Annotated in this window: 25 protein-coding genes; 11 read left to right on the top strand and 14 right to left on the bottom strand. The window is 62.4% G+C overall.

Annotated elements, in window-relative coordinates; translation table 11 throughout:
- Genes ureC through ureG form a run of 5 tightly spaced genes read left to right on the top strand, consistent with a single transcriptional unit; the run spans window position 1 to window position 4,219 of the window.
- The gene (gene ureC, locus PMI07_RS22575; protein WP_007773820.1) at window positions 1-1,710 is read left to right on the top strand and encodes an urease subunit alpha; all 1,710 of its coding nucleotides are present in this window, start codon (window positions 1-3) and stop codon (window positions 1,708-1,710) included.
- Between the two features lie 25 nt (window positions 1,711-1,735).
- On the top strand, window positions 1,736-2,407 hold the full coding sequence (locus PMI07_RS22580; RefSeq protein ID WP_007773822.1) for a TIGR02117 family protein: 672 nt from the start codon (window positions 1,736-1,738) through the stop codon (window positions 2,405-2,407).
- Between the two features lie 14 nt (window positions 2,408-2,421).
- Window positions 2,422-2,886 carry an urease accessory protein UreE gene (gene ureE, locus PMI07_RS22585; protein WP_007773824.1) on the top strand — a complete coding sequence of 155 codons (465 nt, stop codon included), beginning with the start codon at window positions 2,422-2,424 and terminating at the stop codon, window positions 2,884-2,886.
- A gap of 6 nt (window positions 2,887-2,892) precedes the next feature.
- The gene (locus tag PMI07_RS22590; RefSeq protein ID WP_007773826.1) at window positions 2,893-3,564 is read left to right on the top strand and encodes an urease accessory protein UreF; all 672 of its coding nucleotides are present in this window, start codon (window positions 2,893-2,895) and stop codon (window positions 3,562-3,564) included.
- Window positions 3,565-3,607: 43 nt separating this feature from the next.
- Window positions 3,608-4,219 (top strand): urease accessory protein UreG, encoded by a 612-nt coding sequence (ureG, locus tag PMI07_RS22595; RefSeq protein WP_007773827.1) that lies wholly within the window; start codon window positions 3,608-3,610, stop codon window positions 4,217-4,219.
- Window positions 4,220-4,390: 171 nt separating this feature from the next.
- On the opposite strand, the gene PMI07_RS22600 is transcribed toward ureG, so the two are convergent.
- From PMI07_RS22600 to PMI07_RS22635, 9 genes are all read right to left on the bottom strand, one after another.
- Window positions 4,391-5,074: a Crp/Fnr family transcriptional regulator gene (locus PMI07_RS22600; protein WP_037088052.1), complete on the bottom strand. Its 684-nt coding sequence runs from the start codon at window positions 5,072-5,074 to the stop codon at window positions 4,391-4,393.
- Window positions 4,995-5,213 (bottom strand): hypothetical protein, encoded by a 219-nt coding sequence (locus PMI07_RS35415; protein WP_197032557.1) that lies wholly within the window; start codon window positions 5,211-5,213, stop codon window positions 4,995-4,997. The genes PMI07_RS22600 and PMI07_RS35415 overlap by 80 nt, the downstream gene beginning before the upstream one ends.
- A 59-nt stretch (window positions 5,214-5,272) precedes the next feature.
- Window positions 5,273-8,608 (bottom strand): efflux RND transporter permease subunit, encoded by a 3,336-nt coding sequence (locus PMI07_RS22605; protein ID WP_007773829.1) that lies wholly within the window; start codon window positions 8,606-8,608, stop codon window positions 5,273-5,275.
- A gap of 11 nt (window positions 8,609-8,619) precedes the next feature.
- The gene (locus PMI07_RS22610; RefSeq protein WP_051484244.1) at window positions 8,620-9,855 is read right to left on the bottom strand and encodes an efflux RND transporter periplasmic adaptor subunit; all 1,236 of its coding nucleotides are present in this window, start codon (window positions 9,853-9,855) and stop codon (window positions 8,620-8,622) included.
- A 293-nt stretch (window positions 9,856-10,148) separates the two neighbouring features.
- Window positions 10,149-11,123 (bottom strand): ABC transporter substrate-binding protein, encoded by a 975-nt coding sequence (locus PMI07_RS22615; protein WP_007773832.1) that lies wholly within the window; start codon window positions 11,121-11,123, stop codon window positions 10,149-10,151.
- A 61-nt stretch (window positions 11,124-11,184) separates the two neighbouring features.
- Window positions 11,185-12,312 carry an ABC transporter permease gene (locus PMI07_RS22620; protein ID WP_007773834.1) on the bottom strand — a complete coding sequence of 376 codons (1,128 nt, stop codon included), beginning with the start codon at window positions 12,310-12,312 and terminating at the stop codon, window positions 11,185-11,187.
- Window positions 12,309-13,193 carry an ABC transporter permease gene (locus tag PMI07_RS22625; RefSeq protein WP_007773835.1) on the bottom strand — a complete coding sequence of 295 codons (885 nt, stop codon included), beginning with the start codon at window positions 13,191-13,193 and terminating at the stop codon, window positions 12,309-12,311. The genes PMI07_RS22620 and PMI07_RS22625 overlap by 4 nt, the downstream gene beginning before the upstream one ends.
- A gap of 237 nt (window positions 13,194-13,430) precedes the next feature.
- Window positions 13,431-14,222: an ABC transporter ATP-binding protein gene (locus PMI07_RS22630; RefSeq protein ID WP_007773836.1), complete on the bottom strand. Its 792-nt coding sequence runs from the start codon at window positions 14,220-14,222 to the stop codon at window positions 13,431-13,433.
- Entirely contained in the window at window positions 14,219-14,587 is a 369-nt protein-coding gene (locus PMI07_RS22635; protein ID WP_007773837.1) for a hypothetical protein, read from the bottom strand. Before PMI07_RS22635 ends, PMI07_RS22630 begins: the two co-directional genes overlap by 4 nt.
- A gap of 178 nt (window positions 14,588-14,765) precedes the next feature.
- On the opposite strand from PMI07_RS22635, the gene PMI07_RS22640 reads away from it, so the two are divergent.
- Complete coding sequence (locus tag PMI07_RS22640) at window positions 14,766-15,179, top strand: cupin domain-containing protein (protein ID WP_007773838.1); 414 nt, start codon at window positions 14,766-14,768, stop codon at window positions 15,177-15,179.
- A 229-nt stretch (window positions 15,180-15,408) separates the two neighbouring features.
- Here PMI07_RS22640 and hydA read toward each other — a convergent pair whose 3' ends face one another.
- Genes hydA through PMI07_RS22655 form a run of 3 tightly spaced genes read right to left on the bottom strand, consistent with a single transcriptional unit; the run spans window position 15,409 to window position 18,804 of the window.
- Window positions 15,409-16,863, bottom strand: a complete 1,455-nt coding sequence (gene hydA / locus PMI07_RS22645) for a dihydropyrimidinase (protein WP_007773839.1) — start codon at window positions 16,861-16,863, stop codon at window positions 15,409-15,411.
- The gene (locus PMI07_RS22650; RefSeq protein WP_037088057.1) at window positions 16,860-17,492 is read right to left on the bottom strand and encodes an endonuclease domain-containing protein; all 633 of its coding nucleotides are present in this window, start codon (window positions 17,490-17,492) and stop codon (window positions 16,860-16,862) included. The genes hydA and PMI07_RS22650 overlap by 4 nt, the downstream gene beginning before the upstream one ends.
- Before the next feature lie 58 nt (window positions 17,493-17,550).
- On the bottom strand, window positions 17,551-18,804 hold the full coding sequence (locus PMI07_RS22655) for a Zn-dependent hydrolase (RefSeq protein ID WP_007773841.1): 1,254 nt from the start codon (window positions 18,802-18,804) through the stop codon (window positions 17,551-17,553).
- Window positions 18,805-19,060: 256 nt separating this feature from the next.
- Between PMI07_RS22655 and rutR the strand changes: the two genes are divergently transcribed.
- Window positions 19,061-19,705: an HTH-type transcriptional regulator RutR gene (rutR, locus tag PMI07_RS22660; RefSeq protein WP_007773843.1), complete on the top strand. Its 645-nt coding sequence runs from the start codon at window positions 19,061-19,063 to the stop codon at window positions 19,703-19,705.
- A gap of 74 nt (window positions 19,706-19,779) precedes the next feature.
- Here the strand turns inward: rutR and PMI07_RS22665 are convergent, their stop codons facing one another.
- The gene (locus PMI07_RS22665) at window positions 19,780-20,817 is read right to left on the bottom strand and encodes a glutamine synthetase beta-grasp domain-containing protein (protein WP_007773845.1); all 1,038 of its coding nucleotides are present in this window, start codon (window positions 20,815-20,817) and stop codon (window positions 19,780-19,782) included.
- Between the two features lie 446 nt (window positions 20,818-21,263).
- Here PMI07_RS22665 and PMI07_RS22670 point away from each other — a divergent pair, with 446 nt between their 5' ends.
- A complete protein-coding gene (locus tag PMI07_RS22670; protein WP_007773846.1) occupies window positions 21,264-21,461 on the top strand; it encodes a DUF2735 domain-containing protein in 198 nt (65 codons plus the stop codon).
- A 65-nt stretch (window positions 21,462-21,526) separates the two neighbouring features.
- Here PMI07_RS22670 and PMI07_RS22675 read toward each other — a convergent pair whose 3' ends face one another.
- Window positions 21,527-22,567: a YeiH family protein gene (locus PMI07_RS22675; protein ID WP_007773847.1), complete on the bottom strand. Its 1,041-nt coding sequence runs from the start codon at window positions 22,565-22,567 to the stop codon at window positions 21,527-21,529.
- 114 nt (window positions 22,568-22,681) lie between these two features.
- On the opposite strand from PMI07_RS22675, the gene PMI07_RS22680 reads away from it, so the two are divergent.
- The 3 genes from PMI07_RS22680 to PMI07_RS22690 all read left to right on the top strand — a co-directional run bounded on the left by PMI07_RS22680 (window position 22,682) and on the right by PMI07_RS22690 (window position 24,375).
- Window positions 22,682-23,581: a LysR substrate-binding domain-containing protein gene (locus PMI07_RS22680; protein ID WP_024164056.1), complete on the top strand. Its 900-nt coding sequence runs from the start codon at window positions 22,682-22,684 to the stop codon at window positions 23,579-23,581.
- 251 nt (window positions 23,582-23,832) lie between these two features.
- Window positions 23,833-24,057, top strand: a complete 225-nt coding sequence (locus tag PMI07_RS22685; RefSeq protein ID WP_007765883.1) for a hypothetical protein — start codon at window positions 23,833-23,835, stop codon at window positions 24,055-24,057.
- Between the two features lie 93 nt (window positions 24,058-24,150).
- Window positions 24,151-24,375, top strand: a complete 225-nt coding sequence (locus PMI07_RS22690) for a hypothetical protein (protein ID WP_007765885.1) — start codon at window positions 24,151-24,153, stop codon at window positions 24,373-24,375.
- The last annotated feature ends 23 nt before the right edge of the window (window positions 24,376-24,398 follow it).

A 24,398-nucleotide genomic window follows, 5' to 3' on the forward strand; every position in this document is an offset into this window, starting at 1 on the left:
ATGCCCCACAAGATGTCCCGCGCCTCCTATGCCAGCATGTTCGGTCCGACCACGGGCGATAGGGTGCGGCTTGCCGATACCGAGCTCTTCATCGAGGTGGAGAAGGATTTCACCATCTATGGCGAGGAGGTGAAGTTCGGCGGCGGCAAGGTCATTCGCGACGGCATGGGGCAGAGCCAGGCAACGCGGGCGGAAGGTGCGGTCGACACGGTCATCACCAACGCGCTGATCGTCGATCATTCGGGCATCTACAAAGCGGATGTGGGCCTGAAGGACGGCCGTATCCACGCGATCGGCAAGGCCGGCAACCCGGACACGCAGCCGGGCGTGACGATCATCGTCGGCCCGTCCACCGAGGCGATCGCCGGCGAAGGAAAGATCCTGACGGCCGGCAGCATGGATGCGCATATCCACTTCATCTGCCCGCAGCAGATCGAGGAAGCGCTGATGTCGGGCGTCACCTGCATGCTCGGCGGTGGCTCCGGCCCGGCGCATGGAACGCTTGCCACCACCTGCACCGGCGCCTGGCATATCGAGCGGATGATCGAAAGCTTCGACGCCTTTCCGATGAACCTGGCGCTCGCCGGCAAGGGCAATGCCTCGCTGCCGAAGCCGCTGGAGGAGATGATCCTCGCCGGTGCCTCGTCGCTGAAATTGCACGAGGACTGGGGCACGACGCCGGCCGCTATCGACAATTGCCTGACGGTCGCCGACGCCTTCGACGTGCAGGTGATGATCCACACCGATACGCTGAACGAAAGCGGCTTCGTCGAGGATACGGTCGCTGCCATCAAGGGCCGCACCATTCACGCCTTCCACACGGAAGGGGCGGGCGGCGGTCACGCGCCTGACATCATCAAGGTCTGCGGCAACCCGAACGTCATCCCGTCGTCGACCAACCCGACCCGGCCCTACACGATCAACACGCTCGCCGAACATCTCGACATGCTGATGGTCTGCCATCACCTGTCGCCGTCGATCCCGGAAGACATCGCCTTTGCCGAAAGCCGCATCCGCAAGGAGACGATTGCCGCCGAAGACATCCTCCACGATCTCGGTGCTTTCTCGATCATCTCTTCCGACAGCCAGGCCATGGGCCGCGTCGGGGAAGTGGCGATCCGCACCTGGCAGACGGCCGACAAGATGAAGCGCCAGCGCGGCAGCCTGAAGGAAGAGACGGGCAACAACGACAATTTCCGCGTCAAGCGCTACATCGCCAAATACACGATCAACCCGGCAATCGCCCATGGCGTTTCCCACGAGATCGGCTCGGTCGAAGTCGGCAAGCGGGCGGATCTCGTGCTCTGGAACCCGGCCTTTTTCGGCGTGAAGCCGGAAATGGTGCTGCTCGGCGGATCGATCGCCGCCGCCCCGATGGGCGATCCGAACGCCTCGATCCCGACCCCGCAGCCGATGCATTACCGCCCGATGTTCGCCGCCTACGGCAAGCTCAGGACCAATTCCTCGGTCACCTTCGTCAGCCAGGCCTCGCTGGATGCCGGCCTGACGCAACGCCTCGGCGTCGCCAAGAAGCTGGTGGCGGTCAAAAACACCCGCGGCGGCATTTCCAAGGCCTCGATGATCCACAATTCGCTGACGCCGCATGTGGAGGTCGATCCGGAGACCTACGAGGTGCGCGCCGACGGCGAGCTACTCACCTGCGAACCTGCGACCGTGCTGCCGATGGCGCAGCGTTATTTCCTGTTCTGAGGTACTGGCGCCTCGGAGCCCCTGAATGAAGAAGGTTTTTCACCGGCTCCTCGCCGCGGTGCTGCTTGTGGTCCTCGCCGTGGCCGTCGGTACGTTGGTTCCGCGGCCGCTGTTCAGCCCGAGCCGCGCGGCGGAACCGGCCGCGCAGAGGCGCATCCTGCTCCTGTCCAACCCCATCCACACGGATATCGCCATTCCGCTTTCCGAAGATACTCGCGCCGCTTTCGCATTCCTGGGACGCTCGGGCGTTCCGGTAGCGGATCCGGGGGCGGAATGGCTGGTGATCGGCTGGGGCGGGCGCGCCTTCTATCTGGAAACGCCGACCTGGGCGGACCTGAAACCGCTGCCGGTGTTCCGCGCGCTGACAATCGACAGTTCGGTCATGCATGTGGATGTCGCCGGCGGCATCGATGAAGGCCACCCGGCGGTGATGCCGTTCGACTTGGAGGCGGCGGAATTCCAGCGGCTGTCGGATTTCGTCCAGGCGAGTTTCATCCGCCAGGCAGGCGAGGTGGCTGTGGTGCCGGATGCGGGGTATGGCGACTACGACCGGTTCTTCGAGGCGAACGGCTATTTCAACGCGTTTGCCGGCTGCAACACCTGGACCGCCGCGGCACTTCGTACCGCCGGATTGCGCACCGGCCTCTGGAATCCGCTGCCGCAGACGCTTACGCTATCCCTCAAGCTTTTCAATTGATCCCGGAGTTTTCCATGCAGCACGTCCATTCCTATCATCCGGCCGGCGAGGTCACCGATCCGCCAGTTGATATCGTCACGCTGCCCCATGATCTGCGGCACCTGCGCCGCAAGCTCCTGCATCTCTCCAATGGCGAGATGGTGATGCTCGACCTCAAGGAGGCGGTGCTCTTCCATCATGGCGACCGGCTGGTGCTCGACAACGGCGACACGATAGAGGTGCAGGCAGCCCCCGAAAAGCTCTTCGAGATCAAGGCGCACGATACGCTGCATCTGATCGAACTCGCCTGGCATCTCGGCAACCGGCATCTCTCGGCGCAGATTGAAGAGGGGCGTATCCTCATCCTGCGCGACCATGTGATTCGGGCAATGCTGGAAGGACTGGGCGCCACGGTTACCGAGGTCGAGGAAGGGTTCCAGCCGGCCCGCGGCGCCTATCATGCGCATGGTTCTCACGGCCATGACCATCACGGACATTGAGCCTCGGTGAGCGAAAACCTTGATACCAAGGCACTTCTGAGGCTGATGGCCTGGCTCTCGCCGGCCTTCCCGGTCGGCGGTTTCGCCTATTCGGGCGGCCTGGAGCGGGCCGTGCACGATGGTCTCGTCAAAGACGCGGCCGGCCTGAGCGGCTGGCTGTCGAGCCTGCTGCGGCACGGTTCCTTGTGGAACGACGCCGTGCTGTTCGCCGAAGCCTGGCGGCGGTTCGAGGACGAGGGCGGGTTGAAGGCGACTGCGGAACTGGGGTTGGCGCTTGCCGGCTCCGCAGAGCGTCATATGGAGACGCTGTCGCTCGGCAAGGCTTTCGCCACTGCCGCCTCCGCCTGGCCTCATCCGGTTCTGGACCGCCTTCCGCCGGCCGTGCCGTTTCCGGTGGTAGTCGGCGCGATTGCGGCGGCACATGGGGTGACCGCGGCGCCGGCGTTGGCTGCCTATCTGCATGCCGCCGTTTCGCAATCGGTCTCGGCGGGCATCAGGCTCGGTGTCTCGGGGCAGGCGGAAGGGGTGGCTATGCTCGCAGGTATCGAGGCTCTGATCATCGAGATTGCAGAGCGGGCCAGCAAGACTACGCTCGACGATCTTGGCGGTGCGGCGGTGCAGGCGGAAATCGCTTCTCTCCGGCACGAAACACAACATTCGCGGCTTTTCCGCTCCTGAAAGCGGGCCTAAGCTGATGTCTGGAAAAATGGAAGGACGACATATGAAATCGGCGAATGGACCCTTGCGCGTCGGCATCGGTGGCCCCGTCGGCTCGGGCAAGACGGCATTGACCGAGAAGCTCTGCAAGGCGATGCGCGCGGACTATTCCGTCGCGGTCGTCACCAATGACATCTACACCAAGGAAGATGCCGAGGCGCTGGTGCGCTGCCAGGCGCTCTCCTCTGACCGCATCGTCGGCGTGGAGACCGGCGGTTGCCCGCATACGGCCATCCGCGAGGATGCGACCATCAATCTGCAGGCGATCGCTGGCCTGAACGAGCGTTTCCCGGATCTGGACGTGGTGTTCATCGAATCGGGCGGCGACAATCTCGCGGCGACCTTTTCGCCGGATCTTGCCGACATCACCATCTATGTGATCTCCACCTGCCAGGGCGAGGAAATCCCGCGCAAGGGCGGGCCGGGCATTACCCGCTCCGATCTGCTGATCATCAACAAGAAGGATCTGGCGCCTTACGTCGATGTCGATCTCGATGTGATGGACCGGGACGCGTATCGCATGCGCGAGGCCAAGCCGCATCTGTTCACCGACCTGAAGCGCGGCGACGGCGTGGACCGTGTGGTCCGGTTCCTGAAGGAGCAGGGCGGTCTTTAAAGCGTGCCGCGATCCTTCGGATCCGCGCGACATGCTTTAAAAAGATCGAGGCCGATGGCTCCCTGGGAAGCCACCGGCCTTATCTGCATGCTGCGGTCCCGCCGCCCGCGTCGCAGCATGCATCCAAAGAGAGCCCGGACCCGCCCGCCCGGTCTCGCTTTCCCTCGAGTTTCAGATTTCGCGCAAGGCCTGCACGTCGCCGACCTGGATCACGCGCCCGCGCACCGTCACTCCGGTCCGCCGGAGAGTGGAGAATGCGCGGGAGAGCGCCTCGGGAGCCAATCCCAGCATGCCTGCCAGCAGGTTCTTCTGGAAAGGCAGGCGAATGGAGGCCGGGCCGCCATCCACCGGGCACCGCGTCAGGATATAATTCGCCACCCGTTGCGGCGCCGTATGCAACCTGTCGTTGGCGACGCAGTCCATCGTGGTCATCAGGTGTTTCGAGAGCGAGGTGATCACCGCTTTGGCGATATCCCGTTCCTGTTCGGCCAGATCCCGCACCGCCTGCATGTCGAAGCGGGCAAGCGTCGTGGCCTCGGCCGTCTGGGCATGGTAGCGATACTTTGTGCCGCCATAGAGAAGGCATTCGGCGAACGTATCCCCCGGGCTACAGATCCGGATATCCGCCTCGCGGCCATCACGGTTGAGCTGGTAAAGCCGCACGTAACCACTGAGAACACAGTAGAAAGCGTCTGCATTCTCGCCTTCGCGAAAGATCGACTTGCGGTTCGTCAGACTGACGACACTCATGTTCGACATCATTCGGACGAGGGAATTACCGCTCAGGCTGGTCAGGAAAGGCGTCTTCATCAGGACGGCCCGGTCCCTGTTGCTGAGCTTGAAATTGCTGTTCATCATGTCCGCCGTCTCTTCCATAACCTGAACCGCTACGCATTCCCGATGCTGCTAAAATAACAGGTTCATGAAATCTGGTTTTGACATCGATCAAATCTGCATATTTTTTCTGCAATCTGCGCGAGTTGGTCTTTTTCAACGAAAAAACGCCGGGCCAAGAGGCCCGGCGTTGTCGAAAAGCGGATTTGGAGATGGCGCTTATTCGGCGGCCAAAGGCGGCAGCCGCAGCACATTGCTGCTGGCTTGAGCACCGGGAGACCGATCGTCGTTGGCGCTCGTCTGCCGTTCCATCTGGTTGAGGCGTTCTTCCAGGGATGCGATCGTCTGGGCGTTCTTGCGCGCCTCCTGGCTGAGCTCCTCGTTGGAAAGACCGAAGTCCTCCTGTTCCTTCTTGCCGACCATGCGGCCGAAGATCTTGCCGAGCAGGCGCGACAGGTCGTCCATGATCAGGAAGAAGGACGGCACGACCAGAAGCGATAGCACCGTCGAGACGATGATGCCGCCCATCACGGCGATCGCCATCGGCGCACGGAAGGAACCGCCTTCGCCGACGCCGAGGGCCGAGGGCAGCATGCCCGCCGACATGGCGATCGAGGTCATGATGATCGGACGGGCGCGCTTGCGGCCGGCTTCCACCATGGCATGGACCCGTTCCAGGCCTTGACGCTTCATCTCGATCGCGAAATCCACCAGAAGGATGGCGTTCTTCGTGACGATGCCCATCAGCATCAGGATACCGATCAGGACCGGCATCGACAGCGCGTTCTGGGTGATGATCAGCGCCACCGCCACGCCGCCGATTGCCAGCGGCAGCGAGAACAGGATGGTGAAGGGCTGGATGACGTCCTTGAAGAGCAGGATCAGCACCACGAGCACCAGCATCAGGCCCATCAGCATCGCATTGCCGAAGCTCTGCTGCATTTCGGCCTGCACCTTGGCGTCGCCGCTTTCGGCCAGACGAACCGTCTTTGGCAACTCGGTCTCGCCGACGATGCGTTTGAACTCGGCCGAGGCGGTATCGAGCGCCGTGCCGAAAGGCACGTCGGAACCGATCGCCACGACCCGGTTGCGGTCGTTGCGCTTGATCGAGCTCGGGCCTTCCGAATAGTCGATGTCGGCGACGCTGTAGAGCGGCACGCTGGCACCGGCCGCGGTCTTAATCTTCAAGGCGCGGATGGAAGCCAGATCGCGGCGGACGTCAAGCGAGGCCTGGACACGGATCGGGATCTGCCGGTCGTCGAGCGAAATCTTGGCAAGGTTGGCATCGACATCGCCGATCGTCGCGACGCGGACGGTCTGGGCGATCTGCTGCGGGGTGATGCCGAGGCGCGAGGCCTCCGCCATGCGCGGCCGGATCTGCAGTTCCGGTCGGGGCAGGGCGCCTTCCGAGGAGACGTTGAAAAGGACCGGCGAGGCCCGCAGCTTCGATTCCAGAACGCTGACGGCTTCGTTCAGGTCTTCCTCATTGGTGGAAAGGAAGTTGAACGAAAGATCACGCTCCGCGCGGTCGTTGACCTTGGAGATCCGCACGTCCGGAATGGAGTGGACCGCTGCAAAGATATCCTTTTCGACATCCCATTGCGGACGCGTGCGGCCATTTTCCTTCATCTTCGGCACGAAGTCGCGGACTACCGGGATCGCTCCCAGACCCTTGTTGACCAGGGTCTTGACCAGCGAATGATCGATGTTCTGCAGGATGACGCGCACAGTTGCGCGGCGCAGTTCGAGGTCGCCCTTCGGCGAAGCGCCGCCGAGAATGAAGACGCTCTCGACACCGTCGATATGGCGCACCGCATCATAGATGACGTCGGTGCTCGCAGCCGTCTCGTCGAGCGTCGCATTCGGCGGCAGTTCGACCGACAGCACGACGCGCGAATTGTCGTCCGGCGGCAGGAAGCTGCCGGGGACCTGGGAGAGCAGCATGATCGAGCCGATCAGGAAGCCGATCGCGGCAAGAAGGGTCGTATAACGCCAGTACCAGCGGCGGGTCGTACCGGTGACGAGGCGCGTATAGGCCTTCATGATCCAGCCGTCGTTGTCGTGATGGTCTTCCATCCCGTCTTCGGGGCTCATCAGATAGGCGGCCATCAGCGGCGTGATCAGTCGCGCCACCGCGAGCGAGAAGAACACCGAGAAGGCGACCGTCAGGCCGAACTGGATGAAGTACTGGCCCGGAACGCCCGGCATGAAAGAGACCGGCACGAACACGGCGATGATCGTGAAACTGGTGGCGATGACGGCGAGGCCGATTTCATCGGCCGCCTCGAGCGCAGCCTTGTAGGGCGATTTGCCCATCTTGATATGCCGCGCGATGTTCTCGATCTCGACGATCGCGTCGTCGACGAGAATACCGGTCGCGAGCGTCAGCGCCAGGAAGCTCACGAGGTTCAGCGAGAACCCCATGAGGTCCATGATCCAGAAGGTCGGGATCGCGGACAAGGGCAGGGCGACTGCCGCAATCAGGGTGGCGCGCCAGTTCCTCAGGAACAGGAAGACCACGATGACGGCGAGGACCGAGCCTTCCACCAGCGTGTGGAGGGCCGCTTCGTAATTGCCGTAGGTGAAGTAGACCGAGTCGTCGACCATTTCGATCGCGACGTTCGGATTGGCCTTGCGCACTTCGTCGAGACTGGTGGCGACGGTTTCGGCGACCGAGACTTCGCTGGCGCCCTTGGCGCGGAACACGGCGAAGGTGACCGACGGCGTGCCGTTGAAGCGCGAGAAGGATTTCGGCTCCTCGTAGGTGTCGGTGATGGTGCCGAGCTCGGTCAGCCTGACGAACTGGCCGTTGGGCAGTGTGATCGTGGTGTCGGCGAGCTGGGAGACGCTGCGGGCATCGCCGAGCGTGCGGATCGTCTGTTCGTTGCCGGCCACCTGGCCGCGGCCCGAACCGAGGTCGACGTTGGTGCCGCGCAGCTGGGTGCTGACATCCGAAGCGGTAATGCCATAGGCGTCCAGCTTGGCGGGGTTCAAGGACACCCGGACTTCGCGGTCGGAACCGCCGTAACGGTCGATACGGCCGATGCCGGCCTGTCCCTGCAGGGCGCGCTTGACCGTGTCGTCGACGAACCAGGAGAGCTCTTCGAGCGTCATGTTCGGCGAGGAGACGGCGAATGTCTGGATCGCCTGGCCTTCGACGTCGACCTTGGTGACGACGGGTTCCTCGATGCCGGCGGGCAGGTCGCTGCGGATCTTGTCGATCGCGTCCTTGGTGTCCTGCACGGCCTCTGCGGTCGGCTTTTCGATGCGGAACACGACGACCGTCTGCGACTGGCCGTCCGTCACCGTCGACTGGATTTCATCGATGCCGCTGATCGAGGCGACCGCGTCCTCGATCTCTTTCGTTACCTGCATTTCCAGCTCGGCAGGGGCGGCGCCGCTCTGGGTGACGGTGATCGAGACGACGGGGACGTCGATATTCGGGAAACGGGTGATCGGCAGCGCGTAAAACGACTGGATGCCGACAATAAGCAGCAGGGCAAAGCCGAGCAGCGGCGCAATCGGATTGCGGATCGACCAGGCGGAGAAGTTCATGCGGCTTAACCTCAGTTCGCGATGGCGGCGGGTTCGGCCGGGACCGGAGCGATCTTGTCGCCGTCCCGGACGAAGGCGCCGGCCTTCGCAACGACCATGTCACCGGCGTCAAGACCGCTGACGACCTGCACGAAACCGCCATCCTGGATGCCGGTCTCGATCTTCACCTGCTTGACGACATTGTCCTCGACCTTGCGGGCGGTGGAGCCGGTCCGGCCGGTGGTGACGGCGGACAGGGGAAGCGCCAGTGCATTGGTCTCGGCGATGATGATCTCGGCGCTGCCATACATGCCCGCGCGGGCGCCGCTCTCGTCGTCGATGACGATATGCACGGCGCCGAGGCGGGTGACCGCATCGACCGTCGGGGAGACCAGCCGAACCTTGCCCTCGATCTTCACCTTGCCACCGGCAACCGTGACGATCGCCTTCTGGCCGGCCTTGATCTTCTGGATGTCGGTTTCGGAAAGATCGGCGACGAGCTCGATCGCGCCGTCCTTGATGATCGTGAAGAGCGGATTGCCGGTGCCGCTGGCGATCGCGCCGACCTTGGCATTGCGTACCGAGATCACGCCGGCGACGGGCGTCTTCACGCCGGTGCGGGCGAGCTTCAGATCGACATCGTCGAGCTGCGCCTCGACGACCTTGATGTCGGATTCACCGACCGTCACGGCCTGTTTGGCGGCGTTGAGCCGCGCCTGGGCGACCTCGACGGCGGCGGATGCCTGTTCGAGCTGCGACACCGTGCCGGTACCGCTCTGGCTGAGCTTCTGGAGGCGGTCGCGCTGGCGGATCGTATCGGCGACATTGGCCTGCGCCTCGATCACTTGCGCCTGATATTGCGCGACGGCAGCCTGTGCTTTCGCCTTGTTGGCCTGGAGCTGGCTCTTCTCCAGAAGCAACGCGTCGTCGTTCAACGTGGCGAGCACGCTGCCTGCCTTTACCTCGTCGCCGACATCGGCATTCAGCGTCTTGATCGACAGGGCCTCGACGAGCGGCTGGACATAGACTTCCTCGACGGGCCGGACCGTGCCGGTCGCGACAACGCGATCGACGAGCGGCTTTTCGACCGCTTCCGTCACAATGATCGAGGGCAGCTTGATTTCCGTCTGTACCGGGGCGGGCGCCGCCGGTTGCTGCGCAAACGCGGAACCGGAATTCAATGCGGTGCTTGCAGCGAGCGCGATGCTTGCGCCGAGGGCAAGCTTGAGGGCCGGGATACCGGCAGACTTGGTGAACTTGCGAAACATGCGGTTACTTTCAAATTGAAGGTAAGGGGCAAATATTCCGCTGGGAACCGCTCCGGCCACGGCGCGCCCCCTCAGCGCACGATAACCCGGATCAAGGTGGTAACCGCACAAAACGGTTACAAGACCGGCAGCGAAAGATTCATCAACGCCGCACTTTTACGTGTTTGCGTTGCACAAATCAATCCGTCGCTCTTATGGGATGATTGAGTTTTCGTTATGTTTTGTGTCAAAATATTTTCAAAAACGCGCAGCCGGCGGCCGCGCGTTCTCTTTAAATGAACGACAGGCGATTATTATTTCAGTGCCGCGTCGGTGATCTCGCTCGTATAGGCGCCTTCCGGCTTCTTGGTGATGATCTTCTGGTCGAGCAGCGCCTTGACCGTGCGATCGTAGGTCGCGGTGTCCAGCTTGCCGGTACCGGTGCCGATCAGCTTGGCCACTTCGCCCATCATCCGCTTCTGGTGGTTCTCGTCCTGGCCGCCATTGTCCATGACGATTTCGGCGGCTTCAGCCGGATTGGCGATGGCGTATTTCCAGCCCTTCATCGAGGCGCGGACGAACTTCACCATGGTCTCCTTGAACTTCGGGTCCTTGAGCTTGGTGTCCATCACGTAGAGGCCGTCCTCGAGCAGGTCGTTGCCCATGGCGGAGAAGTTGAAGACGGTGAGCTGTTCCGGCTTGAAGCCGGCATCGATCGCCTGCCAGTATTCGTTATAGGTCATGACCGAGATGCAATCCGCCTGCTTCTGGATAAGCGGCTGCACGTCGAAACTCTGCTTCAGCACGGTCACGCCGTCCTTGCCGCCGTCGGTCTTGAGGCCGAGCTTGTTCATCCAGGCGAAGAACGGGTATTCGTTGCCGAAGAACCAGACGCCGAGCGTGCGGCCCTTAAAGTCGGCTTCGGTCTTTACCGGGCCGTCCTTGGGGCAGATCATCTGCAGGCCGGATTTCTGGTAGGGCTGGGCGATGTTGATCAGCGGCACGCCCTTTTCGCGGGCGACCAAGGCGCCGCCCATCCAGTCGACGATCACGTCGGCGCCGCCGCCGGCAATCACCTGTTCGGGGGCAATGTCCGGGCCGCCCGGCTTGATGGTGACGTCGAGGCCTTCTTCCTTGTAAAAGCCCTTGTCCTTGGCGACGAAGTAACCGCCGAACTGGCCCTGTGCCACCCATTTCAGCTGCAGGGTCACCTTGTCGGCGGCCATCGCCGCCTGGGCTGCTGCAAGCGACATGGCGCCTGCCATCAGCGCAACGAGAATTTTTCTCATGTTTTTTATCCTTCCCTCTGAGGTTTGCCGGCTCCGCCGAAGCGGGCCGGATTTTTCGCGTTTAACCACCGCGGTTAGACGGATGCCAGAACGTCGTCGCTCTTTCGCCAAGCGCCACGACACCATAAAAAACCGATCCGATGAGCGCTGCAACAGCGATTTCGGCCCAGACCATGTCGACATTCATGCGGCCGATCTCGGTCGAGATCCGGAACCCCATGCCGACGATCGGCGTGCCGAAGAATTCCGCGACGATCGCGCCGATCAGCGCCAGCGTCGAGTTGATCTTCAGCGCGTTGAAGATGAAGGGCATGGCGGCCGGCAGGCGCAGCTTGATCAGCGTCTGCCAGTAGTCGGACGCGTAGGAGCGCATCAGGTCGCGTTCCATGGCGCCCGAGGCTGCGAGCCCCGCCACCGTGTTCACCAGCATCGGGAAGAATGTCATGATGATGACGACCGCGGCCTTGGACTGCCAGTCGAAACCGAACCACATGACCATGATCGGCGCGACGCCGATGATCGGTAGCGCCGAGACCATATTGCCGATCGGCAGCAGCCCGCGGCGCAGGAAGGCGATGCGGTCGGCAATGATCGCGACGACGAAGCCGGAGGCGCAGCCGACCACATAACCGAACAGCACCGCCTTGAAGATCGTCTGCTGCACGTCGGCCCAGAGGATCGGCACTGAGGAGGCGAGCCTTGCACCGATCGAAGACGGCGGCGGCAGGATGATGAAGGGAATGCCGGCACCGCGCGTCGCCGCTTCCCAGAGGATCAGGATCCAGGCGCCGAAGATCGCCGGGATCAGCAGCCGGAGGAACGTATCGCCCGCCTGGGATTTTGGGCGGATGCCGGAGAGTACCGAGACGCAGCGCCAGGCGAGCAGCCATGAGGCCGCGACCAGCAGGAAGAAGGCAAGCGTCGCCTGGCCTTCGTTGCCGGCGATGCCCGCGAGCAGCAGCCAGACGGCCAGATGGGCCGCGACGAAGAGGATCGTGGCAAGGAGTGGCTGAGAGAGCTTGGTGAACGAGACCAGCGCCGCACCGGCAACCATCAGCAAGACCAGGACAACGGTGCCGGTGCCGAAGGGTGAGGGGGCATCCACCGCCATCAGCGGCAGGGAGGCGAGGGCGGCAAGGCAAAGGACCAGGGCAGCGGTGCCCTGCCAGGAATGAAGAACGCGCTTCATGCCGGCCTCCCGCCCATGGAACGATCAACGATTTTCGCGATGATACCGACGATGGTGACCAGCAGCGCCGCAAGCACCGAGCCGGCGATCAGCGCCGCCCAGATATCGATCGTCTGGCTGTAATAGGCCGCGGCCAGCAGTTTCGAGCCGATGCCGGCGACCGCCCCGGTCGGCAACTCGCCGACGATCGCGCCGACCAGGCTCGCGGCGATCGCCACCTTCATCGAGGTGAACAGGAAGGGGATCGAGGCCGGGACCCGGAGTTTCCAGAAAGTCTGGGCGCCGCTCGCATAATAGGTGCGCATCAGGTCGAGTTGGATGATTTCCGGCGAGCGCAGCCCCTTCACCATGCCGACCGCGACCGGGAAGAAGGAGAGATAGGTGGAAATCAGCGCCTTGGGGAGGAGGCCGGTAATGTTGATCGCGCCGAGCACGACGATCACCATCGGCGCCACCGCCAGGATCGGAACGGTCTGCGAGGCGATGATCCACGGCATCAGGCTGCGGTCGAGCGCCTTCAGATGCACGATGCCGACCGCGATCAGGATGCCGGTCAGCGTGCCCATGGTGAAGCCGAGGACGGTCGAGGAGAGCGTCACCCAGGCATGGTAGACGAGGCTGCGGTTAGACGTGACGCTGCGCAGAAACGTGTTCTCGAAGACGTTGCTGACCACCTGATGCGGCGCCGGCAAAATCGGCTTCGGCTGCGCCATGGTCTTGCCGATGAATTCCATGGTGGTGGAGGTGACCTCAGCCCGACGGTCGAGATCGCGCTGGAACGGCGCGTTCATGAAATAGGCGGCGACGTACCAGACGGCGACGATGGAGATGAGGATGGTGAGGACGGGGATGATGCGGTTCTTGAGGGAGTCGGGTTTCATGCCGCTGTCCTCCAAGGTTTCGGGGTGTGGCCACCCCCCTCTGTCCTGCCGGACATCTCCCCCTCAAGGGGGGAGATCGGCCAGGCGGGCCATCTTCGCGAAATATTCAGCGCCTTCGCGATAGGCGCGGCAATCTCGGATCTGACTTGAGGTCTAAGCCGTGCGTCTTGCCGATCTCCCCCCTTGAGGGGGAGATGTCCGGCAGGACAGAGGGGGGTAACCGCGGAATGGGAAGCTCTACTCCTCATAACTATGCCCCGCCCTCAGTCCCTCGCGCACTCGATGGGCAATCTCCAGGAACTCCGGCGTCTCGCGGATTTCGAGCGGGCGTTCCTTGGGCAAGGTCGATTCGATGACGTCCGTTACCCGGCCGGGCCGCGGCGACATGACGACGATGCGGGTCGAGAGGTAGACCGCCTCCGGGATGGAGTGGGTGACGAAACAGATGGTCTTTTCGGTCCGTGCCCAAAGCTTCAGCAGCTGCTCGTTCAGGTGGTCGCGGACGATCTCGTCCAGCGCGCCGAAGGGTTCGTCCATCAACAGCAGATCGGCGTCGAAGGCGAGCGCGCGGGCGATCGAGGCGCGCTGCTGCATGCCGCCGGAGAGCTGCCAGGGGTATTTCTTGCCGAAGCCGGAGAGATTGACGAGATCGAGGGTGCGCTCGATGCGGGCTTTGCGGTCGGCTGCCGAATAGCCCATGATTTCCAGCGGCAGGGCGATGTTCTTCTCGATCGTGCGCCAGGGATAAAGCGCCGGCGCCTGGAAGACGTAACCGTAGGAGCGTGACTTGCGCGCCTCTTCCGGCGTCATGCCGTTGACGGTGATCTCGCCGGCCGTCGCCTTTTCGAGATCGGCGATGACGCGCAGGAAGGTGGTCTTGCCGCAGCCGGACGGGCCGATGAAGGAAACGAAATCGCCCTTGTTCACCGTGAGGTCGACATTCGACAGCGCATGGACGGGCCCGTCACTGGTCTCGAAGGTGAGGCCGAGCTTGCTGGCCGAGACGACGGAGGATGGAGGGTTGTTCATCGGCATTTCGGCATGGGTCCCAGTCTGGTGCCGTCCGTGAAGCTGACGGTGTAGCCTTTGGCGGATTTGGTGAGCGTCGCCGTGTCTTCCGGTCCCTTTTCCCCTTCGGCATCGCATTGTGCCTTGATGGTAAAACCGTTGGCCGTCTTTTTCGCCGCGCCCTTGAATTCGCAGGCGGAAACGGAGGTCGTCACGCCCTCGTCGTTCAGCAGCAGGAAATCGTCGGCGCCGGACGATTCGCCGGTCTTGGCGTAGGTGCAGCCTTCCTTGCTGCCATAGGCGCCGTCGAGGAAGGTTGCGGCCTTAGCGGGTACGGTGATCGCTATCGCCGCGAGGACCGCCGATGCGATCGTATTCAATGACATGTCTCGAAAGCCCCCCATTCAAGTGCGTCTGCGAAGCGTACAGCATAGACATCGCCGTTGCGCAGGATATCGATCATTGCCGCGTGCGGGAGCCCTCGCTTTTCGGTCGTTCCGGCTCCCGTCCTCGATCCGCCATGATATGCTGGCGGCAGATCCCGTTCGACAGAGGAATTTTGCAATGGACAGTGCATCAAAACCTACCTGCCGTGTCGTGAAGCCCGGTGCTGCCTATGACGGCAAGCAGGGCTTGAGCTATTTCGAGGGGATCGCGGCGGAAACGGTCGGCTCCAAGGGCATCTGCATGCATCTGCTGACGATTCCGCCGGGCGCACGGGCGAAGGCCCATCTGCATGAAACCCACGAGACGGCCATCTACGTGCTCTCCGGCTCCGCCATCACGTGGTATGGCGACCGGCTGGAGGAATGCGCTGAACTCTCGGCCGGCGAGATGATGTACATCCCCGCCGGCGTGCCGCACCTGCCGGCCAACATTTCTGACGCGCCCTGCTCGGCGGTGATCGCCCGCACTGACCCGAACGAACAGGAAAGCGTCGTGCTGCTGCCGGAGCTTGACGGGCTGGTGGAGGGGTAGCGGCCGTGCCGTTGCACCCCCCTCTGCCCTGCCGGGCATCTCCCCCTCAAGGGGGGAGATCGACATGCCGCGCCGGTTTCGCCAATTATCGAACGAATTCCAATTGGTTCCGGCAGGCTCCAGATTTTGTTGAGAGCGAGGCCTCGCTGCTATCCGATCTCCCCCCTTGAGGGGGAGATGCCCGGCAGGGCAGAGGGGGGTATTCCGCGGAAAGAACATCGTTTCCCGTTCAAACCCCGCTGGCCGGAATGCCTGACCGTTCCACCTTGCGCGGCGAGGTCAGCTCCTTCCAGGTCGACAGCGCCTTGTTGACCGCCTGGAATGGTTCGCGCTTGACGAACTGGCCATGGCCCTCCTGCGTCTTGATCGCCCCATCCTCGATTGCGACCACGCCGCGGGTCAGGGTGTAACGCGGCAGGCCGGTCACTTCCTTGCCTTCGAAGACGTTGTAATCGATCGCCGACTGCTGGCTCTTGGCGGTGATGGTCTTCGAACGCTTGGGGTCCCAGACGACGATATCCGCATCGGCGCCCACCAGGATCGCGCCCTTCCTCGGATAGACATTGAGGATCTTGGCAATGTTGGTGGAGGTCACCGCGACGAACTCGTTCATGGTGATGCGGCCGGTTGCGACGCCATAGGTCCACAGCATCGGCAGGCGGTCTTCGAGGCCGCCGGTGCCGTTGGGGATCTTGCGGAAGTCGCCGAGACCGGTTCGCTTCTGTTCGGTCGTGAACGCGCAGTGGTCGGTCGCCACCACCTGCAGCGAGCCGGAGGCAAGGCCAGCCCAGAGACTGTCCTGATGCTGCTTGCTGCGGAAGGGCGGGCTCATGACCCGGCGGGCCGAATGGTCCCAGTCCTTGTTGAAGTATTCGCTCTCGTCGAGCGTCAGGTGCTGGATCAGCGGCTCGCCATAAACGCGCATGCCGTTCTGGCGGGCGCGGCGGATCGCTTCATGGGCCTGTTCGCAGGAGGTATGCACGACATAGAGGGGCACGCCGGCCATGTCGGCGATGATGATGGCGCGGTTGGTCGCCTCGCCCTCGACGGAGGCGGGACGGGAATAGGCGTGCGCCTCCGGTCCGTTATTGCCCTCATCCATCAGCTTGGTCTGCATGGCGGCGACGACGTCGCCGTTTTCGGCATGCACCAGCGGCAGGGCGCCGAGTTCGGCGCAGCGCTGGAAGGAGGCGAACATCTCGTCGTCGTTCACCATCAGCGCGCCCTTGTAGGCCATGAAATGCTTGAAGGTGTTGATGCCGTGATGGGCGACGACCGCCTTCATCTCGTTGAAGACCTGCTCGCCCCACCAGGTGACCGACATGTGGAAGGAATAGTCGCAATTGGCGCGGGTCGCCTTGTTGTCCCAGCGCTTCAGCGCATCGAGCAGCGACTGGCCGGGCTCGGGCAGGCAGAAATCGACGACCATGGTCGTGCCGCCGGCAAGTGCTGCCCGCGTGCCGCTCTCGAAGTCGTCGGAGGAATAGGTGCCCATGAACGGCATTTCGAGATGCACATGCGGATCGATGCCGCCCGGCATGACGTAGCAGCCGGCCGCATCCAGCGTCGTGTCGCCGGAAAGGTTCGGCCCGATCTCGATGATTTTGCCGCCGTCGATCTTCACGTCCGCCTTGTAGGTCAGGTCGGCCGTGACGATGGTTCCACCCTTGATGACTGTGGTCATTGTTGTTCCCCTGTCTTTTCAATTTTGGTGAGATTTGACGGATAGTAGCGCGCTACGTCGCAGCGTTCGGTTATTTGACCGTCCAATGCGCCCAATATCGTGTCCAGCACGGCGCGTCGTTCACGGGTGATCTCGTGGTTCCAGAAGCGCAGGACGGAATAGCCTTTGGCGTTAAGCCATTGTGTCCTTGCTATATCGGATTGGCTTTCCGCGTGATGGAAGCCATCGATTTCGACGACCAAGCGTTCCTCGCGACAGATAAAATCGACGACATAAGGTCCAAGAGGGACCTGGCGCGAGAACTTGTAGCCGTTCAGGAGGCGGTTTCGCAGCTCACTCCAGAGACGGTACTCTTCTTCTGTTTCGTTCCGGCGGAGCCGGCGGGCTTGCGTTGTTTTTCCGGGGCGTCGTTTTGTGATGTCATCTGCTGGCATGCTGAGCACCCCCTCATCCGACCCTTCGGGCCACCTTCTCCCCGCTGGGGAGAAGATATTTCTTGCCGAACCGTTTCCGACCCGGCCTGAACCTCGCATGCGGCGATGTGGATTTAAAGGCGCCAGCGCGGCGCACTCCCTCTTCTCCCCAGCGGGGAGAAGGTGGCCCGAAGGGTCGGATGAGGGGGTGCTCATCGAAGATGAGCCACCGTCCATCAAAGATGCGGACGTGTTCACCGACAAACGCATCAGCTCACTCCACAATCTCCGCCGTCTCCAGCACGGCATGGAACAGCACGTCCGCTCCGGCCGCCGCCCATTCCTTGGAAATCTCCTCCGCCTCGTTGTGGGAAAGCCCGCCGACGCAGGGGCACATGATCATCGTCGAGGGGGCCACCTTGGCGGCCCAGCAGGCGTCGTGGCCGGCGCCGGAGATGATGTTCATATGGCTGTAGCCGAGCTTTTCGGCTGCTTCGCGAACACGACCGACCAGGACGGGATCGAAGGTCACCGGGTCGAAATGGCCGACCGCCTCGACGGAGCAGCCGACACCGAGCGGTTCGCAGATTTCGGCCGCCTGTTTCTCGATCACCGCCCGCATGCGGTCGAGCTTTTCCTGGGATGGCGTGCGGATGTCGACGGTGAACACCACCTTGCCCGGCAGCACGTTGCGGGAGTTCGGCGAAAAGAACACCTGGCCGACGCCGCCGACGGCGCCCGGCTGTTCGGACATCGCCACCGCCTGCACCATTTCGAGGATGCGGCCGAAGGCGAGGCCGGCATTGACGCGCAGGTTCATCGGCGTCGAGCCGGTATGCGCCTCGCGACCGGTCAGGGTGAATTCCAGCCACCAGAGGCCCTGACAGTGGGTGACGACGCCGATCTGCTTGTTCTCGGCCTCCAGAATCGGCCCTTGTTCGATATGGTATTCGAAATAGGCATGCATTTTTCGGGCGCCGACCTCCTCGTCGCCGAGCCATCCGATCCGCTTCAGCTCGTCGCCATAGGTCTTGCCTTCGGGATCCTTACGGCCATAGGCATAGTCGATCGAATGCACGCCGGCGAAGACGCCCGATGCCAACATGGCCGGGGCGAAGCGCGCGCCTTCCTCGTTCGCCCAGTTGGTGACGACGATCGGGTGCTTGGTCCTGATGCCGAGGTCGTTCATGGTGCGCACCACTTCCAGCGCGCCGAGCACGCCGAGAACGCCGTCATATTTGCCGCCGGTCGGCTGGGTGTCGAGATGGCTGCCGACATAGACTGGCAGTGCGTCCGGGTCGGTGCCGGCGCGGGTCGCAAACATCGTGCCCATCTTGTCGACGCCGACGCTCATGCCCTCGGCCTCGCACCACTTCTGGAAGAGGTGGCGGCCTTCGCCGTCGGCATCAGTCAGCGTCTGGCGATTGTTGCCGCCGGCAATGCCGGGGCCGATCTTCGCCATGTCCATGAGCATGTCCCACAGACGATCGCCGTTGATGCGCAAGTTCTCGCCGGGTGCTGCCACCATTTTTTCGTCCTCGCCTGTTTTACGTCCACCCGTTGCGGGCGGCATGCTTGTCGTTCCCGTCGGTCCTTCGCATGGCGCCCCGATCTGATAAGAGGGCATGCGAAGATCGGCATTGCGTTTATTCCGCTTGTCGCCGATAATTTGACCGCTTGGTAAAACATTACTATTTCCGCCGCGCCACTCAAGACGAAAATCACGAAAAATCCAGAGGAATTTCGAAAGCGCCGGGTGGACGCGGAAGAGGGCAAGGACAGGCATGGCCATCCCGAGGGCGGCGAAGACGCAGAGACGCACGCGCATCCAGGAGGAGAAGGAGGAGCGCATCCTCGAAGCGGCGCTCGACGTGTTTTCCCAGAACGGTTTCCGTGGCGCCACGATCGACCAGATCGCCGAGGCGGCCGGCATGTCGAAACCGAACCTCCTCTATTATTTCCGCACCAAGGAGGCGATCCACCGCCAGCTGATCGACCGGGTCCTGTCTACCTGGCTGGAGCCGCTGCGCGCCTTTGACGCGGAGGGCAATCCGGAATCGGAAATCCGCTCCTATATCCGCCGCAAGCTCGAAATGGCCCGCGATTTCCCGCGCGAAAGCCGTCTGTTCGCCAATGAAGTGCTGCAGGGCGCGCCGCATATCGAGGACGAGCTGAAAGGCCCGTTGAAGGCGCTGGTCGACGAAAAGGCGGAGGTGATCCGCGCCTGGGCACGATCGGGCAAGATCACCAAATGCGATCCCTACCACCTGATCTTCTCGATCTGGTCGACCACCCAGCACTATGCCGACTTCGACGTGCAGGTGCGCGCCGTGCTCGGCCAGGACTATGCGGGCGAGGGGCGCTTCGAAGACGCGGCGCGGTTTCTGGAGCAGCTCTTCATCGACGGGCTGCGGGCGCGCAAGGCCTGATCCTCACCTCAAGGCGGAAACGAAAAACGCCGGCACAAAGCCGGCGTTTCCGTATTGTCGAGTGCCGGCCTTTATCAGGCGGCAGCGGAAGCCTTGTTGGTGGGGACTTCGGCGATCGTCTTCAGAACCTGGGAAGCGATCTGGTAGGGGTCGCCCTGGGAGTTCGGACGGCGGTCTTCCAGGTAGCCCTTGTAGTCGTTCTTGATGAACGAATGCGGCACGCGGATCGAGGCGCCGCGGTCGGCAACGCCGTAGGAGAACTTGTTCCACGGAGCGGTTTCGTGCTTGCCGGTCAGGCGCTTGTCGTTGTCCGGGCCGTAGACGTTGATGTGGTCCATCAGGTTCTTGTCGAAGGCAGCCATGAGCGCTTCGAAATAGTCCTTGCCGCCAACTTCGCGCATGTACTTGGTCGAGAAGTTGCAGTGCATGCCCGAGCCGTTCCAGTCGGTGTCGCCGAGCGGCTTGCAGTGATATTCGATATCGATGCCGTACTTTTCAGTCAGGCGCTGCAGCAGATAGCGTGCCATCCAGATCTGGTCGGCGGCCTTCTTGGAGCCCTTGCCGAAAATCTGGAATTCCCACTGGCCCTTGGCCACTTCGGCATTGATGCCTTCGTGGTTGATGCCGGCTGCGAGGCACAGGTCGAGATGTTCTTCGACGATTTCGCGGGCAACGTCACCAACGTTCGAGTAGCCGACGCCGGTGTAGTACGGACCCTGCGGAGCCGGGTAACCGCTTTCCGGGAAGCCGAGCGGGCGGCCGTTCTGGTAGAAGAAATATTCCTGCTCGAAGCCGAACCAGGCATCCTCGTCGTCGAGAATGGTCGCGCGGGCGTTCGAGGCATGCGGCGTGACGCCGTCCGGCATCATGACTTCGCACATGACGAGCGCGCCGTTGGTGCGGGCCGGATCCGGATAAAGCGCAACCGGCTTCAGCACGCAATCGGACGAGCGGCCTTCGGCCTGCATGGTCGACGAGCCGTCGAAGCCCCACAGCGGCAGCTGTTCGAGCGTCGGGAAGGTGTCGAATTCCTTGATCTGCGTCTTGCCACGCAGGTTCGGTACCGGGGTGTACCCGTCGAGCCAGATGTACTCGAGCTTATACTTGGTCATATTTTGTCTCTCAGGCCGTGACGTTCATGGTTGAGTCATCCTGAGGAGCGGCATCGACAGGATACCGCGCCTCCGGGGTAACCAGAAGAACGCATTTCCCGTGCCAGTTTGGGTCCGGGCGACGAATTCGGGTTAAAAAAGTGTGAAGGGCCACTCGTTGCCGGGCACCGAAAGAGAGCGAATGTCCGCGTAGATGAGGACACTCTCATGAAATCTGCGGGTTTTGACGGTTCTATAACGATTGCCCGGAACCGGGGTCGGTTGGCACACGTTTCCCCTTCGCAGGTTCCTGCGAGCAAAATAGATTGCCGGGACAGGGCTGTCGCTCAATTAGCGCCTAGCGCAAGTTGCTAAAATGATATAAAATCATGCAATAAGCACAAAAAATGTGCAGATTTGTGCTCTGTGCGTGTTTGAATGCACTTTTGAAGTTAGGAGACGATAGGATGACAATTCACATCCATCGTGAGTCAGCAACCATCTACCAGTTTCCGGTTCGTCCGAGACGGCGGCTGGATGACGGCCGGACCGTGCCGACCGGAATCCATGATGTAACTTTCAGCGTCGTCGATACCAATTGCTGGTATCATGACGAGGCAGTGCGGGATTCCGAGCCGAAGAACGACCAGCCGAAGCCCTGCTGACCCATAGATGACAAAAAGGCCGCGCCATTGATGACGCGGCCCCTGTCTCTTCGATCCGTTTTTCCTCAGAATGCGAACAGCTTCAGCATCGCGTAGCCGAAAACCGCGATGAACAGCCAGCCGAACGCGCCGAGCGCGAGCGGCCGCCAGCCTTCCGCCTTCAATTTGCGGATATCCGTCTGCAGGCCCATGGCGGCAAGCGCCATCGACAGCAGGAAGCTTGTCAGGGTCACGAGCGTCTGGCTCACGCCGGCCGGAATGGCGACCGCGCTGTTGACCAGCATCATCCCGATGAAGCCGAGCACGAACCACGGCATGGGCGCCGAGGCCTTCGATGCACCTTCCGCGCCGGAGCGCATGGCAAGCGCCAGCGTCATGATCAGCGGCGCCAGCATGACGACCCGGGCGAGCTTGGAAATGGTGCCGAACTGGCCCGCGACATCGCCGCCCTGGAAGGAGGCCGCGACCACCTGCGCGACTTCGTGGATGGTCGAGCCGGTCCATAGGCCATAACCGCGGACGTCGAGCCCGAGCGGGGCGGCGAGCAGCGGATAGGCGAGCATCGAAAGCGAACCGAACAATGTCACGCAGGCGACCGCATAAGCGACATGCTCCTGCTTGCCGCGCACCACCGTATTGGCGGCGATGACGGCCGAGGCGCCGCAGACCGAGGTGCCAGCGGCGATCAGGTCGGTCAGTGACCTGTCCACCCCCATCGCCCGGCCGACCACGCGGATCGCCACGAAGGTGGTCACGAGCGTCAGCGCCACCATCGCGAGGCCTGCGCCGCCGAGGGAGAGGATCTGGCCTGCCGTCACCTGCAGGCCGAGCAGGACGATGCCGAAGCGCAGGATGCGCTTCAGCGAAAAGCCGATGCCGGGTTCGACGGCTGCCGGAACCGGCGCCAGATTGCGGATCAGCATGCCGAAAACGATCGACAGGATGAGCGGGCTCAGCGTCATCCATCCGGTCAGGTTGCGGATGGTGAGGGAGGCCGTGGCGATCGCGGCGGTCAGCAGAAGTCCGGGAAGAAGCTGGACGAAAGCCGGCCACTGAGCCGAGGAGGGGAGGGTGCGCTGTTCTGCAGTCGGCAGGATCGGCTTCATGTTTTTTCCGCGAGTCTCAGGATTTATCGAAAACCATTCTCTCTTTTGAAGAAACACAAATCCAATCGATAAGTTTTCTGATATCATTCGTTAAAAGCGAATGGTTTTGAAACGATGACCCTCGATCAGCTCCGAATCTTTCTGGAAGTTGCCACCCGCGAACATGTGACTCGCGCGGCCGAGACGTTGAACCTGACGCAGTCGGCGGTGAGTGCGGCGATCTCGGCGCTGGAGGCGCGGCATGCCGTGATTCTCTTCAACCGGGTCGGGCGGCGGATCGAACTCACCGAAGCGGGAAAACTCTTCGTGCCGGAGGCGCGCGCCGTGCTGGAGCGGGCACATACGGCCGAACATGTACTCGCCGATCTCGGCGGTTCGGCCTCGGGCATCCTGCGCGTCCATGCCAGCCAGACGGTGGCGAGCTACTGGCTGCCGGCCCGCCTCGTCAGCTATCACGAGCGGTTTCCGCGCGTCGACGTGCGGCTCACCGTCGGCAACACCCAGAGCGCCGCGGATGCGGTGCTGACCGGGGCAGCGGAACTCGCGGTGGTCGAGGGCGAGGTGTTTCTCGCTGGCCTCAAGCGCCGCAAGGTGGCCGAGGACCGGCTGGTCCTGGTGGTCGGCAGCCGCCACCCCTGGGCGGACGGGCGGAAAATCCGCTCGAGCGACCTTCTCGAAACCAACTGGATCATGCGCGAACTGGGATCCGGCACGCGTTCCGCCTTCGAGGCGCAGCTCACCAATCTGGGCATCGAGCCGCAATCATTGTCCGTCGTCCTGGAAATGCCGTCGAACGAGGCGGCGATGGCGGCGGTCGAGGCTGGCCTCAGCGCCACGGTGATTTCCAGCCGCGCCGCGTCCTCCCATTCCTTCTCCGGCAGGCTCCACGTCGCCGATTTCCCGATGCCGCTCCGGCAGTTTTCGGCGCTCTTTCATGCCGAGCGCCACGTCACCCGGGCGTTGCGCGCCATGCTCGAGCTGTTGAACGAGCCGGCGGACGAAGGCTCGCGCTGATCCGCTTCACCATTGGTTTTGGTCTCTGCATGCCTCGCGGTCGGGAGCACATGGTGGCACGTGTGTGAACGATAAAATTTAAGTCGTTCAGTTTTAGTGAACATTACGTCCGCAACTTGCTGTCTATTCCCGAAGGCGGAGATGCACCATCTTCAGCCTCGGAAGCACGGCAACGCGCTTCGAAAGACAAGATCAAACACAGAGAGGGGCTTCGAGAACACTCGGCTCCGCCACATGCAAGGAACAAGACCATGACCAGAATTTCCTCCGCCATTGCCGCCGCCCTCATCGCTTCGGCTTCGCTCGGTTCTGCCGCTCTTGCCGAAGGTGACTATTACCAGGGCGTCCAGAAGAACGTTTCGGCCGCCTCCGCTACCGTTGACCACATCAGCACCGGCAGCATAGCCCATAACGACAAGGTCAAGGCCGACGTCAGCAGCGGCGACTATTTCGACGGTGCAAACCGCCCGAACTAAAAAAACGTTCGAGGCCGTGAAACTAAAGTTCAGCTGGGCCCGTCTCTCACGCAGAACAGACCAAGTTCAACACAACTCAAAAGGATGACGACAATGACCAAGATCACTTCCGCTATCGCCGCAGCTTTCATCGCTTCGGTTTCGTTCGCGGGTGCAGCTCTCGCTGCTGAAGGCGAATATTACCAGGATACAGCCAAGGCTTCCGCCACGGTTGACCGCATGCAGACCGGCAGCATTGCCCAGAGCGGCAAGAGCACCGATGTTCAGGCTCGCATCAACAGCGGCGACTATTTCGACGGCGTAAACCGCCCGAACTAATCGCAGCTCATTCAAGACACCGA

It is taken from the genome of Rhizobium sp. CF080 (assembly GCF_000282095.2).
Taxonomy (GTDB): domain Bacteria; phylum Pseudomonadota; class Alphaproteobacteria; order Rhizobiales; family Rhizobiaceae; genus Neorhizobium.